Source organism: Qipengyuania pacifica, from assembly GCF_019857205.1.
Taxonomy (GTDB): Bacteria; Pseudomonadota; Alphaproteobacteria; order Sphingomonadales; family Sphingomonadaceae; genus Qipengyuania; species Qipengyuania pacifica.
Window position 1 is genome coordinate 233,855 of record NZ_JAHWXO010000001.1, and the last position, 12,883, is coordinate 246,737.

17 protein-coding genes are annotated in these 12,883 nt (G+C 64.2%); 12 read left to right on the forward strand and 5 right to left on the reverse strand.

Annotation, left to right across the window (positions count from 1 at the left end):
• The 6 genes from sufC to KYK83_RS01290 are packed head-to-tail and all read left to right on the forward strand — an operon-like array spanning position 1 to position 3,976.
• Positions 1-744, forward strand: a complete 744-nt coding sequence (sufC, locus tag KYK83_RS01265; RefSeq protein WP_103024770.1) for a Fe-S cluster assembly ATPase SufC — start codon at positions 1-3, stop codon at positions 742-744.
• Positions 741-1,133, forward strand: a complete 393-nt coding sequence (locus KYK83_RS01270; RefSeq protein WP_222826917.1) for a hypothetical protein — start codon at positions 741-743, stop codon at positions 1,131-1,133. Before sufC ends, KYK83_RS01270 begins: the two co-directional genes overlap by 4 nt.
• Entirely contained in the window at positions 1,130-1,882 is a 753-nt protein-coding gene (locus KYK83_RS01275) for a SufD family Fe-S cluster assembly protein (protein ID WP_346729397.1), read from the forward strand. Before KYK83_RS01270 ends, KYK83_RS01275 begins: the two co-directional genes overlap by 4 nt.
• Complete coding sequence (locus tag KYK83_RS01280; RefSeq protein WP_222826918.1) at positions 1,879-3,096, forward strand: cysteine desulfurase; 1,218 nt, start codon at positions 1,879-1,881, stop codon at positions 3,094-3,096. Before KYK83_RS01275 ends, KYK83_RS01280 begins: the two co-directional genes overlap by 4 nt.
• Positions 3,093-3,614: an SUF system Fe-S cluster assembly protein gene (locus KYK83_RS01285; RefSeq protein WP_103024773.1), complete on the forward strand. Its 522-nt coding sequence runs from the start codon at positions 3,093-3,095 to the stop codon at positions 3,612-3,614. The genes KYK83_RS01280 and KYK83_RS01285 overlap by 4 nt, the downstream gene beginning before the upstream one ends.
• A complete protein-coding gene (locus KYK83_RS01290; RefSeq protein WP_222826919.1) occupies positions 3,611-3,976 on the forward strand; it encodes a HesB/IscA family protein in 366 nt (121 codons plus the stop codon). Before KYK83_RS01285 ends, KYK83_RS01290 begins: the two co-directional genes overlap by 4 nt.
• A gap of 68 nt (positions 3,977-4,044) precedes the next feature.
• Here the strand turns inward: KYK83_RS01290 and KYK83_RS01295 are convergent, their stop codons facing one another.
• Together KYK83_RS01295 and KYK83_RS01300 are read right to left on the reverse strand one after the other, a co-directional pair.
• Positions 4,045-4,458, reverse strand: a complete 414-nt coding sequence (locus KYK83_RS01295; protein WP_103024775.1) for a hypothetical protein — start codon at positions 4,456-4,458, stop codon at positions 4,045-4,047.
• The gene (locus tag KYK83_RS01300; RefSeq protein WP_222826920.1) at positions 4,451-5,143 is read right to left on the reverse strand and encodes an EI24 domain-containing protein; all 693 of its coding nucleotides are present in this window, start codon (positions 5,141-5,143) and stop codon (positions 4,451-4,453) included. The genes KYK83_RS01295 and KYK83_RS01300 overlap by 8 nt, the downstream gene beginning before the upstream one ends.
• Positions 5,144-5,252: 109 nt before the next feature.
• Here KYK83_RS01300 and KYK83_RS01305 point away from each other — a divergent pair, with 109 nt between their 5' ends.
• Positions 5,253-6,248: an adenosine kinase gene (locus KYK83_RS01305; protein ID WP_222826921.1), complete on the forward strand. Its 996-nt coding sequence runs from the start codon at positions 5,253-5,255 to the stop codon at positions 6,246-6,248.
• A gap of 10 nt (positions 6,249-6,258) precedes the next feature.
• Here KYK83_RS01305 and KYK83_RS01310 read toward each other — a convergent pair whose 3' ends face one another.
• Positions 6,259-6,765 carry a helix-turn-helix transcriptional regulator gene (locus KYK83_RS01310; RefSeq protein WP_248284183.1) on the reverse strand — a complete coding sequence of 169 codons (507 nt, stop codon included), beginning with the start codon at positions 6,763-6,765 and terminating at the stop codon, positions 6,259-6,261.
• An 84-nt stretch (positions 6,766-6,849) separates the two neighbouring features.
• Between KYK83_RS01310 and KYK83_RS01315 the strand changes: the two genes are divergently transcribed.
• Positions 6,850-7,647 carry a COG4705 family protein gene (locus tag KYK83_RS01315; protein ID WP_222826922.1) on the forward strand — a complete coding sequence of 266 codons (798 nt, stop codon included), beginning with the start codon at positions 6,850-6,852 and terminating at the stop codon, positions 7,645-7,647.
• Between the two features lie 2 nt (positions 7,648-7,649).
• Here the strand turns inward: KYK83_RS01315 and purD are convergent, their stop codons facing one another.
• Positions 7,650-8,924: a phosphoribosylamine--glycine ligase gene (purD, locus tag KYK83_RS01320; RefSeq protein ID WP_222826923.1), complete on the reverse strand. Its 1,275-nt coding sequence runs from the start codon at positions 8,922-8,924 to the stop codon at positions 7,650-7,652.
• Between purD and xseA the strand changes: the two genes are divergently transcribed.
• From xseA to KYK83_RS01340, 4 genes are read left to right on the forward strand one after another with little or no spacing between them, the layout of a single operon-like run.
• Positions 8,923-10,380 carry an exodeoxyribonuclease VII large subunit gene (gene xseA, locus KYK83_RS01325; protein ID WP_222826924.1) on the forward strand — a complete coding sequence of 486 codons (1,458 nt, stop codon included), beginning with the start codon at positions 8,923-8,925 and terminating at the stop codon, positions 10,378-10,380. The genes purD and xseA overlap by 2 nt on opposite strands.
• A 24-nt stretch (positions 10,381-10,404) precedes the next feature.
• Complete coding sequence (locus KYK83_RS01330; protein WP_196847237.1) at positions 10,405-10,614, forward strand: DUF2093 domain-containing protein; 210 nt, start codon at positions 10,405-10,407, stop codon at positions 10,612-10,614.
• Complete coding sequence (locus KYK83_RS01335; protein ID WP_222826925.1) at positions 10,611-11,516, forward strand: M23 family metallopeptidase; 906 nt, start codon at positions 10,611-10,613, stop codon at positions 11,514-11,516. Before KYK83_RS01330 ends, KYK83_RS01335 begins: the two co-directional genes overlap by 4 nt.
• A gap of 44 nt (positions 11,517-11,560) precedes the next feature.
• A complete protein-coding gene (locus tag KYK83_RS01340; RefSeq protein ID WP_222826926.1) occupies positions 11,561-12,541 on the forward strand; it encodes an esterase-like activity of phytase family protein in 981 nt (326 codons plus the stop codon).
• 54 nt (positions 12,542-12,595) lie between these two features.
• Here KYK83_RS01340 and rpmB read toward each other — a convergent pair whose 3' ends face one another.
• Complete coding sequence (gene rpmB / locus KYK83_RS01345; protein WP_103025201.1) at positions 12,596-12,883, reverse strand: 50S ribosomal protein L28; 288 nt, start codon at positions 12,881-12,883, stop codon at positions 12,596-12,598.

The following is a 12,883-nucleotide window of genomic DNA, read 5'->3' on the forward strand; positions in this document are numbered from 1 at the left end:
ATGCTGAAAATAGATAATCTTCACGCCGAAATCGACGGCAAGACCATTCTCAACGGCCTTTCGCTGGAAGTGCCCGCGGGCGAAGTCCACGCGATCATGGGCCCCAATGGCGCGGGCAAATCGACGCTGGCGTATGTGCTGGGCGGACGCCCGGGTTACGAGGTTACGCAGGGATCGGTCGAGTTCAACGGTATCGACCTGCTCGATATGGAGCCGCACGAACGCGCCGCAGCCGGCCTGTTTCTGGGCTTTCAGTACCCGGTCGAGATACCCGGCGTCTCCAACCTGCAATTCCTGCGCGAGGCGCTCAATTCGCAGCGCAAGGCGCGGGGCGAAGAGCCGCTTACGGGTGGTGAATTCCTCAAGCTGGCCAAGGACAAGGCCGCGCTGCTCAAGCTCGATCCGGAAATGCTCAAGCGCCATGTGAATGTCGGCTTCTCGGGCGGCGAAAAGAAGCGCGCAGAGATGGTGCAGATGGGCATTCTCGATCCCAGGTTCGCAGTGCTGGACGAAACCGACAGCGGACTGGATATCGATGCGCTGCGCGTTGTCGGCGACGGCATCAACGCGATCATGCGCTCGCCGGAGAAAGCGGTGCTCCTGATCACCCACTATCAGCGACTGCTCGATTACGTGACACCGGCCAAGGTGCATATTCTCGCAGGCGGCCGGATCGTCACGACTGGCGGACCCGAGCTCGCGCAGAAGCTCGAGGCCGAGGGGTATGAGGCGGTCGCGGCGTGAAAAACATTGCAATCATACTGATGCTGATGGCCGGCGCCGCGCATGCACAGGATGCAGCGCCATCGGCCGACCCTGTCGATGACCAGATCGTCGTCATCGGCGAGAAGCTGAAGACATGGAAGGGCGGCGTCACGAAAGAGAATGGGCGGCTCATGTGTCGCACGAAGGAAAGCACGGGCGACAAGCAGCTCGACGCAATCCGGTGCGGGGGCATGCTGACCTGCATCAAGCCGCTGGAGCCGCGGATCGACAAGCTGATGTCTTCCGACGTTTCCCGCCTGGAAAAGCGCGATAAGTTCAACGCGATGCTGGCCGGGACCAAGCCTTGTCTCGACGAATACGAAGACGCTGCCATCGCCCGACTGGCCGCGGAAAGGACCAAATCGTGACGACTGCAACCCTTCCTACCCGCAAGGATGAAGCCTGGCGCTATTCCGCGGTCGAGAGGCTGCAGGGCGAAGCACTGGACGACTGGCGCGAGATCAAAGTCGAGGCTGGCGATAGCTTTCGCGAGATACTGGTGATTGCCGACGGCGCCAGCAACCCGACGGAATTGCATCGTTGGCGCGTGACCGTCGGCGAAGGCGCGACGTGTGAACTGTTCGCCGTGCTTGCCTCGGCCGAATACGCCCGCCTCGAAATCGAGGTGACCTTGAACAAGGGCGCGCATTTCGAATTCGGCGGGATTACGGTTGGCGGGCGCGACACGGTGCGCGAATTCGTCACGCGTACCATCCATGCCCAGGCCGAAGCGACCAGCAACCAGACCGTGCGCAGTGTGCACTGGGGGCATGGCACCGGGAATTTCCTTGGCAATATCGATGTGGTTCGCGATGCGCAGAAGACCGACGCAGCGCAGGATTTCAAAGGCTTGCTGCTGGAAAAGGGCGCCAGCGTGAATGCCGTGCCGCAGCTCGAGATCTTTGCCGACGACGTGAAATGCGCGCATGGCGCCAGCGTCGGCCAGCTCGATGAAACGGCCCGCTTCTATATGGCGGCGCGGGGGCTTTCGCCCGATGTGGCTCGCCGTCTGCTGGTGCAGGCCTTTCTTGGCGATGCGCTGGTGTCGCTGGCGGATGAGGCGAAGCGCGAGGAGTTGATGAAAGTCGCGCTCGACAAGGTGGACAAGTACCTGTGAGCGATACAGCCGTCCTTTCCCGCAAGGCCGATTTCCCGGGACTTGTCACGGCCGATGGCGAGCCTTGGCACTATCTCGATACAGCGGCATCCGCGCAGAAGCCGCAGGCGGTGGTTGATGCGATGAGCCGCGCGCTCGGCGTTGACTATGCCACGGTACATCGCGGCGTGTACGGGCGCAGCGCGCAGATGACGCTCGGCTACGAATCCGCCCGGCGGCGGGTTGCGGAGTTCATCGGCGCGAAAAGCGAGAACGAAGTGGTTTTCGTGCGCGGCGCGACAGAAGCGATCAACCTGGTCGCTGCAAGCTGGGGCATGGTGAATATCGGCGAGGGCGACCGGATCGTGTTGTCCACGCTCGAGCATCATTCCAACATCGTACCCTGGCAGATGGTGGCGGAGCGTACGGGAGCGCAGATCGATGTCTGTCCGCTGACGGAAGACGGCCAGATCGACCTCGGTGCGCTCGAAGCGATCCTCACGCCGCGAACCAAGCTGGTTTCGCTGGCGCATGTTTCCAACGTCCTTGGCAGCGTGCTCGATGCGCGGGCCGCGGCGGATCTGGTGCATTCGGTCGGTGCGAAGCTGATGCTGGATGGATGCCAGGCGGCGCCGCGCATGACGCTCGACATGGCCGCAATCGATTGTGATTTCTACGCTTTTTCCGGACACAAGATCTACGGGCCCACCGGAATCGGCGTGCTGTGGGCACGCGAAGAGATCCTCGATGGCATGCCCCCGTGGCAGGGCGGCGGGGCGATGATCGACCGCGTTACCTTCGAAAAGACCACTTACGCCCCGCCTCCGCAGCGGTTCGAGGCCGGCACGCCGATGATCACGGAAGCGATCGCGCTGCATGCGGCGATCGAATACATCGATGATATGGGTGTCGATCAAGCGTATGATCACGAGCGTCAGCTCGCCCGAACACTGCGTGAAGCACTGTCTGCACACAATTCGATCCGTCTGTTCGGGCCGGAAGAGAGCGCCGGCATCGTCAGCTTTGCGATGGAGGGGGTTCACCCGCACGATCTGGGCACCATATTGGACGAAGAACATGTCGCGATCCGGGCTGGACATCACTGTGCGCAGCCGCTGATGGACCATCTCGGCGTCCCCGCCACCGCCCGCGCAAGCTTCGGGCTGTATTCCGACGAAAGCGACATTGCTGCCCTGCTGCGCGGCATCGAACGTACCCAGAGGATCTTCGGATGAGCGAAGAAACGAATACCGATACTGATTTCATCGCGGCGCCCCTGCCGGGTGATGTGGCGCCTGCCGACAGTTCAGGCGGCAAGCCCCCGCGTGCGCGGGTGGAGGATGCCGTCGATACGGAAGAATCCCCGCGCGAGACGATGGAGCGCAAGCGCGATTATCTGGAAGGGTTCCTGCAGAAGAAGCCGGAGAACGTGCCCGCAGGTGCGCCCGGAGGCGATCTGTACGAGGCCGTGATCTCCGCGCTCAAGGAAATCTACGATCCGGAAATCCCGGTGAACATCTACGATCTGGGGCTGATCTACGGCGTGGAGGTCGATGACGAAAGCGACGTGACCGTCACCATGACGCTGACCACGCCGCACTGCCCGGTGGCCGAAACCATGCCGGGCGAAGTTGAACTGCGCGCTGCCAGCGTGCCGGGTGTCCGCGATGCCGAAGTCAATCTGGTCTGGGATCCGCCCTGGGGCCCGGACAAGATGACCGACGAGGCGCGGCTGGAGTTAGGAATGCTATGAGCGATACCGAAACGAAAACCCGCTCCGCACCGAAGGCCGCCGTGATCCTGACCGCCGCCGCCGAGCAGCGCGTTGCCGATCTGATGGCCAAGGCTCCCGAAGATGCGATCGGCGTGAAGCTGTCGACCCCGCGCCGCGGCTGCTCGGGTCTGGCCTATTCGGTCGACTACGTCAGCGAGGAAACCAAATTCGACGAGAAGATCGAGACCCCGGGCGGTGTGTTCTACATCGACGGCGCCAGCGTCCTCTATCTGATCGGGAGCACGATGGACTGGGTGGAAGACGATTTCACCGCCGGCTTCGTGTTCGAAAATCCCAATGCCAAGGGCGCTTGCGGCTGCGGCGAGAGCTTCATGGTCTGATGACCGGGTAAATCGCTACCGGCGTCTGCGGCCGGAGCGCGGCGTCCCAGCCGTACGCAATTCGGTCCCTACCGCCTGAGCGCCCGCACACAGGCGGCGCGGTCCACATCGATGCCGTCGCTTGCCCGCCGGGCATCGACATAGGTGGCGCTTGGCTCTCCGCGCGGTTGAAGCGGGTAGAGATAGACGTCGAGCACGCAGGCATCGCCGGCGAACTGCAGTTTCCTCGCGTCGCCTTCCTTCACATTGAGCCGCGGTGCGCCGAAGAGATTGGCGAGCGCGGTTTCATTCTTCCCAATGACATTTTCCAGCCCTGGCATGTTCATGATGCGCGGGGCGCGGAAGGCCTGCGTCGTCGGCGCGGGGCGGACCTGCTGCGGCGGCGTGCCGGCAGATGGACGCGACGGGCCGGGGCCAGAGGGTGAGGGCGTGCTGACGCAGGCACCGAGAAGGGGGAGCAGGAGGAGGGCAGATTTACGCATTCGGAACTCTCTGTCGGGCGCGGTGGACCATGTGGGTCGCGGCGGCAGCGCCTATTATCGGGGCGAGCAGGTTGATGAAAGGGACAGCGAGAAGCGCGACCACGACACCGCCGAGCAGGAAGCGGTTCACGCCGCCCATGGGGGCGCGTTCTGCTGGATCGCTGCGATGCCTGATCCATACCATGTCGCGCAATTCGCGCCCGATCAGGAAGGCGTTCACCGCCCAGAACACGGCGGCGGCACCGATCCCGGTGAAAAGCAGCAGCGCGGCGACCGGCAAAGCCGCGGCATTGGCCAGCACGGTGCGCACCAGCGAGCGCAGCGCATTGCCGATTTCTTCGGTGAAAGGGATGTCGCGTACGCCATGCGCGGTGTGAGGATAATGTTTCGCCTCCACCGCGCGCACGACGTCTTCGGCGAAAAACTGGAGGACGAACAGCGCGACCACGCGAAACAGGAACCAGCCTGCGATGATCATGCCGACTGCAGCAACAAGGGCACCGAATGCAGATGTATCGGCCTGGGTGAAACTGTCGATCGCCCGTTCCACCCCGACATAAAGCGCCGCGCCGCCGGCAAGAAAAATGCCGAGCGTTATCAAGGCGGTCTTGACCAGGACGCCGAGGATCGCCCGGTCGCCGAGCTGGCGTAGCGACAGGGCGAGGGCGGCTGGCAGCGAATTCATGCGAGGCGGGGGATGCGCGCGCCGCCGTTCCAAGTCAACGCCGCCCTTGGCGCGCGGGCGACGAACCGCTAACGGCGCCCGACATACCGAAATCCCTCCCGGAGTATCCATGACCGAACCCCGCTACGACGTGATCGCCATCGGCAATGCCATCGTCGACGTAATGTCCCCCTGCACCGAAGAGCTGATCGACGAGCTCGATCTGAACAAGGGCGGGATGACGCTGGTGGACGAAGACGGCGCGCAGCGGCTTTACGAAGCGATGGGCCCGGCGCGGGAAATTTCGGGCGGTTCGGCAGCGAACACGCTGGCAGGCATGAGCGCGCTGGGTGCGCAGTGCGCCTTCGTGGGCCAGGTAGCCAAGGATCAGCTGGGCGATGTGTTCACGCACGACATCCGCGCCGTCGGTATCGATTTCGACACGCCTTCGCGCGACGGCCAGCCCTCGACCGCACGCTGCCTCATCTTCGTGACGCCCGATGGCGAGCGCACGATGAACACTTTCCTCGGCGCCAGCCAGTTCCTGCCGCCTGCCGCGCTCGATGACGAGCTCATCGCCAGCGCGGGTATTCTCTATCTCGAAGGCTATCTGTGGGATCCGGAAGAGCCGCGCAGCGCAATGCGCCGTGCGATCGAAGTTGCGCGCAAGGCCGGCCGCAAGGTCGCCTTCACCGCTTCGGAAAGCTTCGTGATCGATCGCCATGGCGATGACTTCCGCAAGATGATCGAGGAAGGCCTGATCGACATCATGTTCGTCAACGAAACCGAACTGGCGACGCTGACGGGCGAAAGCGAGTTCGAAGCAGGCCTCGCCGCGCTCGACGGCAAGATCCCGGTGCTGGTCGCGACCCGCAGCGCCAAGGGCGCCGTCGGTATCGCCAATGGCCAGCGCGCCGAAGTCAACGCCGAGCCGGTCGAAAAGGTGATCGACACCACCGGTGCAGGCGACCTTTTTGCGGCAGGCTTCCTGACCGGCCATGCCCGCGGCGAAAACCTAGAGACCTGCCTGCGCATGGGCTCGATCTGCGCCGCCGAAATCATCTCCCACTACGGCGCGCGGCCGGAAGTGGATCTGAAAGCGCTGATGGCCGATAAGCTGGGCTGAGGCCTGCGCCTCAGTCTGCCAACCTGGCCGGTTCGTCGAGCAGATCGTCGAGGAATAGCGACATCAGCATCGGTTGGCCGGTCACCTCGGCTTTGGTGTAGACCTGGCTGAGCTGGGACCGGACTGTTCCGGCAGACGAGCCACGCATGGCGGCTATCTCGGCGATCGAGCAGCCCTTGAGGGCGAACAGAGCGACCTCGGCCTCGCCACGCGATAATTTCCATTCGGCAAAGCGTTTGTGCATCAACTCGCCCAGCGCCCCACGCGCGATAGCGAGCACTTCTTCGCGTCGATGTGCTTCGGCGCGCAGGCGCTGGATCGCCAGCGCGCCGAATGCAATTCCGGCGAAAAGCGCCAGACCCACCAGAAGGTCGAGCATGGCGGGAACGCCGGCTTCTTCGCGCACCGCGTCGTAGAGGAAATACACCACAGCAATGAATTGCACGGCAATGACGAGTGCAATGGGGATGAGGTCGCGATCGGCCGCCTTCCGGGACATGGCACTTTGGCTGGTCATGGCTGTTTTGGACTTCCGCTTATGGCCTTATCCGGCGCGCCGGTCTTACCCCTCCCGCACGCATCGAGCGTCAGGAGTAAAGGAATGAACGATCAAGTGAAAGATGCGCTGGCCAAAGTGCCTGCGGTCACTTTGGGGTTCTGGATCATAAAGATCCTGGCCACCACTTTCGGGGAAACGATGGGCGATACGGTCAGCATGAGCTGGCTGGGCGAGACGACCGCAAACGCCGGTCAGTCGGGGTTCGACGGGTATCTTGTGGGAACGGCCCTGTTCGGAGGACTGCTGGCGCTGCTTGTCGCCGCGCAAATCAGGGCGCGGCGGTTCCATCCCTTCCTTTACTGGACCACGATCATCGCTTCCACGACCGCGGGCACGACGCTGGCCGATTTCGCTACTCGCTCGCTCGGTATCGGCTATCCGGGCGGCTCCGCGCTCTTGCTGGCGATGGTTGTTGCCTCGCTACTGGTCTGGCGCAGGGCGCTAGGCAGTATATCGGTCGGCACCGTACACGAGCCGCGTGCCGAGCTTTATTACTGGCTGACGATCACTTTTTCACAGACGCTGGGGACGGCGCTGGGCGACTGGGTCGCCGATGGCCGACTGGGTTATCTCGGTGCCGCAGTGATTTTCGGAAGCCTGCTGGCGCTCGTCGCAGCGGCATATTTCTGGACGCAGGTCAGCCGTGTGACGCTGTTCTGGATCGCCTTCGTTCTGACACGGCCCCTCGGTGCGGTAGTGGGTGACTTTCTCGACAAGCCAGTGGCGCATGGAGGGCTGGAGCTTAGCCGCCCCATTGCATCTCTGGTGCTGGCGGTGGCGATCGTATTACTTATCGTCCTTCTCCCGCAGCGGGCCGAACGAAGGGAAAGTGCGGCCTAGACCTATCCCTGCTCCCGCCGCACCTCGCGCTGGCCGATGTCGCGGCGGCAGAAACCGTCGGCAAAGTCGATGGCGTCCACCGCGGCATAGGCTCTGGCCTGCGCTTCGGTGGCGCTGGTGCCGCGGGCGGTTACGTTGAGGACGCGGCCGCCGCTGCTGGTCAGCGTATCGCCATCCAGCTTCGTGCCTGCATGGAAGACCCTGGCGCCATTGGCCTCGGCCTCGCCAAGATCGATCCGGCCGCCCTTCTTCGGCGTATCGGGATAACCTTCGGCCGCCATGACCACCGTCAGCGCGAAATCATCGGACAGTTTGGGCGCGTCGACCTCGGCCAGCCGCCCCTGCGCACAGGCCAGCATGAGTTCGACGAGATCGCTTTCCAGCCGCATCATCAGCACCTGGCATTCCGGATCGCCGAAGCGGGCATTGTATTCGATCAGTTGGGGGCCGTCTTTCGTGAGCATCAGGCCGGCATAGAGCACGCCGGAATAGGGCGTGCCTTCGGCTGCCATGGTGCGCACGGTCGGCTCCACGATCTCGCGCATGACCTGCGCCTGCAGGGCATCGGTCAGGACGGGGGCGGGGGAATAGGCGCCCATGCCGCCGGTATTGGGGCCGGTGTCGCCTTCGCCCACGCGCTTGTGATCCTGCGCAGTGCCGATGGGGACGATGGCCGTGCCGTCGGTCAGCGCGAAGAAGCTGGCTTCCTCGCCGGTAAGAAACTGTTCGATCACCACTTCGCTGCCGGCGCTGCCGAACCTGCCATCGAACATCTCACCCAGCGCTTCCTGCGCCTGTTCGTATGTTTCGGCGATGACCACGCCCTTGCCTGCGGCGAGACCGTCAGCCTTGAGCACGAAGGGCGGCTTGAACCGCTTGAGCGCGCCCCACGCAGCCTCCAGCGAGGTGCAGCGTTCATACCGCGCGGTGGGGATGCCGGCGCGTTGGCACAATTCCTTGGTGAAGCCCTTGCTCCCTTCGAGCTGGGCGGCCAGTTTCGAGGGACCGAAGGTATCGATCCCGGCTGCGCGCAGCGAATCGGCCAGCCCGTCGACCAGTGGCGCTTCGGGGCCGATCACGACGAGGCCGATGGCGTTGTCCTTCGCGAAGTCGATAACGGCATCGTGATCGGTCGCATCGAGGGATGTGCATTCGGCAAGCTGTGCTATGCCCGGGTTGCCGGGCGCCGCCCACAGCTTGTCGCACAGCGGCGATTGCGCCAGTTTCCAGCCAAGAGCATGTTCGCGCCCGCCACTGCCGAGCAAAAGGATATTCATGACCGCCGATTTCCCGTCAGATTCAGATGATGCGAGCTTGGTAGCGAAGCCCTACGCAGGCGACAACGCCGAGCCGCTGACGGTGAGCGAAATATCGCAGGCGCTCAAGCGAACGGTGGAAGACCGGTTCGGCTTCGTGCGGCTGCGCGGCGAATTGTCGGGCGTGAAGCGGGCTGCGAGCGGGCATATGTACTGCGCGCTCAAGGACGAGAACGCCGTGCTCGACGGGGTGATGTGGCGCGGCAATGCGGGCCGCCTGCCGTTCCGCCCGGAAGACGGGCTGGAAGTCGTGGCGACGGGCAAGATCACGACCTATCCGGGGCGCTCGAAATACCAGATCGTGATCGAACGGATGGAGCTGGCCGGCGAAGGGGCGCTGCTGGCGCTGCTGGAAAAGACCAAGGCAAGGCTCGAGGCAGAAGGGCTGTTCGATCCCGCGCGCAAACGGCCGCTGCCCTATCTGCCGCGAACCATCGGGGTGGTTACATCGCCCACGGGGGCGGTGATCCGCGATATCCTCCACCGGCTGGCAGACCGTTTCCCGAGCCGTGTGATCGTGTGGCCGGTGCTGGTGCAGGGCCAAGGCGCGGCAGAACAGGTGGCAGGCGCGGTGCGCGGGTTTTCCGCCCTGCCACAGGGCCATGCCGATCGCCCCGACCTCGTCATCGTGGCGCGCGGAGGCGGTTCGATCGAGGATCTGTGGAGCTTCAACGAGGAAGTGGTGGTGCGCGCCATCGCCGATTGCCCGATCCCCACGATCAGCGCGGTGGGGCATGAAACCGACACCACTCTGGCAGACTATGCCGCGGACCGCCGCGCGCCGACGCCCACCGCGGCAGCCGAAATGGCAGTGCCGGTGCGAGCGGAACTGGCTGCGGCGCTGGCGGATTTCGAGGCACGCAAGAAGCGGGCGATCCTGCGCCCGGTGCAGCTTGGCCGGGAGCGGCTGCAAGCACGGGCGGACCGTCTGCCAAAGCGGGAGGCGCTGTTAGAGCCGCATGCGCAAAGGCTCGACGATCTGGCCGAGAGGCTGCGGCGGGGCCTGCGCGACCGCGCGGCCCAGGGGCGGGAGAGGCTGTCCAACCTCCGCCTTGCGCCTGCGGTGCTGGAACGCAACCTGCGCGAGGCGCAGCGTGCGCTGGCGGGACAGAAGCTGGCGCCTGCCCTGGTCGAACGTCCGCTGGCCGAACGGCGCGAGCGGCTGGCGGCGCTGGGGCGGCTGGCGGAGCAACTGCATCCCGACCGCCCGCTGGCGCGCGGCTATGTCCGGGTCACCGATGCGGAGGGCAGGACCATCACCGACAGGGTGGGCGCGGCAAAGGAAGCGGCGCTGACGCTGAAGTTTCGCGACGGCGATCTCGACGTTTCGACCGGTGGAGCGGCAGCGCCTACAGCGCCGCGCCGCAAGCCGGCGAGGTCCGGAACTGCCCCCAAGCAGGAAGATTTGTTCGGTTAAGGTGGACCTGCTAGGATTCGCGCCATGTTGATGAACAAGAATTCTTCGCCCTCGAATGGTGAGGCCAAGCTGCAGTACGGGCCTTCGGGCTTTCGGGTGCTGCGCCCGGGAAGCCACGTAATCTGCGCGATGAGCGGGGTGCCGATCGCGCTCGACGAATTGCGCTACTGGTCGGTGGAGTATCAGGAGCCCTATGCCAGCGCGCAGCTCGCCACGGAGCGGCTGGCGCCGTGAGTTACGCGAGGGTCGCGCCGCTTCTTCTGCTTGCGACCTCCTGTGTGCCATCGGCAGGGCCGGAGCGGGCGGCATCGCCCGAAGTGGTGCAGCCGGTGCGCGCCGCGCCCGTGCCTGCGCCTTCCCCGACGCCCACGCCCTCGCGGCCCGCCGTGTTTACCTTCGACGGCGAACTGGAACAGGGCGGCTGGATGCGCGGGACCGTGCCCGGCGGGACCAGGGAAGCGAAGCTGGGCGAGGAGAAGCTGACCTTCGATGACGAGGGGCGGTTCTTCGCCGCCTTCAATCGCGATGCGCCGGCAGCGATGACACTGACAGCGCGGCTGGCCGATGGGCGCATGATCGAAAGCCCCCTTACGATTGCGCCGCGGGCATGGAATATCGAGCATATAAATGCAGCGCGCACGCCCGGCGGCGCGTCGGCCGCTTTCATGAAAATCCGCCAGCCTGAACTGGACGCGATCTGGGATGCGCGGCTGAAGGACACGGGCAGCACCGGCTGGACGCAGGATTTCATCTGGCCGGTAACGGGGCGTATTTCGGGCCGGTTCGGCTCGCAGCGGGTGTATCGCGGCGAACCGGGCAGCTATCATTCCGGGATCGATATCGCGCCTGGCAATGGCGTACCCTACGTGGCCCCGGCAGACGGTGTCGTGGTGCTGGCAGTCGAAGGGTACAGCCTCGAAGGCAATCTGCTGATTATCGATCACGGACAGGGGCTCAACAGCGCGTTTCTGCACTCCTCCCGCCTCTATGTGAAGGAAGGCGATCGCGTCAGGCAGGGGCAGCATATCGGCGATGTCGGCTCGTCCGGCCGCGCCACCGGGCCGCACCTGCACTGGAGCCTGAAATGGCGCAATGCCCGACTGGATCCGCTGCTGTTCACCGGACCGATGCGCTGAGCGCGTGACGCGCACAACGGCGCAATCAGGAGAGCACCTTTCCCATGCGCCCGACGCGTCTTGTCCTGGCCGCCCTGCTGACTGCGGCCATCGTGCCCGGAACCTGGCTTCGTACAGCCGAGCCCCCACAGGATTTCCAACGGTTCGCCACCCTCGAGCCGATCGACGTGACGCAATCGCAGCGCGGTCCATTCACTTTGATGGCCGGGTGGGAACTGACGGGCGACAGGGCTCAGTTCGGTGGATTTTCGGCGCTGGTCGTACTGGACAAGGAGCGCTTTCTGGCCGGGAGCGACACCGGCCAGAAGTTGATATTTGGCCGTCCCGACCGCAGCAATCTGCCAGCAGTTCTGAGTTCGTTCGACGATGCGAATGACGGCCCGAAAGAAAGCCGCGATCTGGAATCGCTGGCCATCGATCCGAGCTCTGGCATCCTGTGGGGGGGATACGAGTTCCGCGAAGCCATCGTCCGCTTCGATGCCGACCATCGCCGAAATGCCGAAGTCCGGCCACCGCAGATGCGCAATTGGGAAGGCAATGGCGGCGCCGAATCGCTGGCGCGCTTGAGCGACGGCCGCTTTCTGGTGATCGAGGAGAGTGCCCAGCGCTGGATGGGGCGTGAGCACGAAGCGCTGATATTTGCGACCGACCCGATCGAGGACAAGCGCCCGCAAAGCGTGTTGATCGACATTCCGCAAAGTTACAGCCCGGTCGATGCCACCCCGATTGGCGGCGGCCGGGCACTGCTCCTGCTGCGCCGTCTTGCCTGGTCCATTCCACCGGGATTCGAGACGGCAATTGTCGAGATCGATATCGACCGGCGCAACGCCGATGGATCCATCCCCACACGCCTGCTCGCCGAATTCGGGGATGCGATTCCGCGCGACAATTATGAGGGCATTGCCGTCACCACGGACGAAGACGGCCAATTCGTCTGGCTGATTTCCGACGACAATTTCATGGCGATCCAGCGCACACTGCTGCTCAAGCTACGCTGGGACAGACGCGAAAAAGCGCGCGAGTAGTCCCGCGCGCCTTTCGTTCTTTCAAGCTGCTGCGCCGAGGCGCAACGCCATGCCTTAAGAGGCGGCGGCAGCTTTCTTCAGCTCGCGCTTCACCTTGAGCGCGTTGGCTGAAAGCTTGTCGTCATTGGTCTTGAGCAGCCAATTGTCGAGACCGCCATTATGTTCAACCGAACGCAGGCCCTGTGTCGACACGCGGAACTTGAAGCTGCGATCGAGCTTTTCGCTCATCAGCGTCACGTTCTGAAGGTTGGGCAGGAAGACCCGCTTGGTCTTGTTGTTGGCGTGGCTCACATTGTGACCGACCTGGCGGCCCTTGCCGGTGAGTTCGCAAATGCGCGACAT

Coding starts and splice junctions, on each gene's coding strand:
- sufC (WP_103024770.1), top strand. CDS start 1: ATGCTGAAAATAGATAATCTTCACGCCGAAATCGACGGCAAGACCATT.
- KYK83_RS01285 (WP_103024773.1), top strand. CDS start 3,093: ATGAGCGAAGAAACGAATACCGATACTGATTTCATCGCGGCGCCCCTG.
- KYK83_RS01290 (WP_222826919.1), top strand. CDS start 3,611: ATGAGCGATACCGAAACGAAAACCCGCTCCGCACCGAAGGCCGCCGTG.
- KYK83_RS01295 (WP_103024775.1), bottom strand. CDS start 4,458: ATGCGTAAATCTGCCCTCCTCCTGCTCCCCCTTCTCGGTGCCTGCGTC.
- KYK83_RS01300 (WP_222826920.1), bottom strand. CDS start 5,143: ATGAATTCGCTGCCAGCCGCCCTCGCCCTGTCGCTACGCCAGCTCGGC.
- KYK83_RS01305 (WP_222826921.1), top strand. CDS start 5,253: ATGACCGAACCCCGCTACGACGTGATCGCCATCGGCAATGCCATCGTC.
- KYK83_RS01310 (WP_248284183.1), bottom strand. CDS start 6,765: ATGACCAGCCAAAGTGCCATGTCCCGGAAGGCGGCCGATCGCGACCTC.
- KYK83_RS01315 (WP_222826922.1), top strand. CDS start 6,850: ATGAACGATCAAGTGAAAGATGCGCTGGCCAAAGTGCCTGCGGTCACT.
- xseA (WP_222826924.1), top strand. CDS start 8,923: ATGACCGCCGATTTCCCGTCAGATTCAGATGATGCGAGCTTGGTAGCG.
- purD (WP_222826923.1), bottom strand. CDS start 8,924: ATGAATATCCTTTTGCTCGGCAGTGGCGGGCGCGAACATGCTCTTGGC.
- KYK83_RS01330 (WP_196847237.1), top strand. CDS start 10,405: ATGTTGATGAACAAGAATTCTTCGCCCTCGAATGGTGAGGCCAAGCTG.
- KYK83_RS01340 (WP_222826926.1), top strand. CDS start 11,561: ATGCGCCCGACGCGTCTTGTCCTGGCCGCCCTGCTGACTGCGGCCATC.
- rpmB (WP_103025201.1), bottom strand. CDS start 12,883: ATGTCGCGCATTTGCGAACTCACCGGCAAGGGCCGCCAGGTCGGTCAC.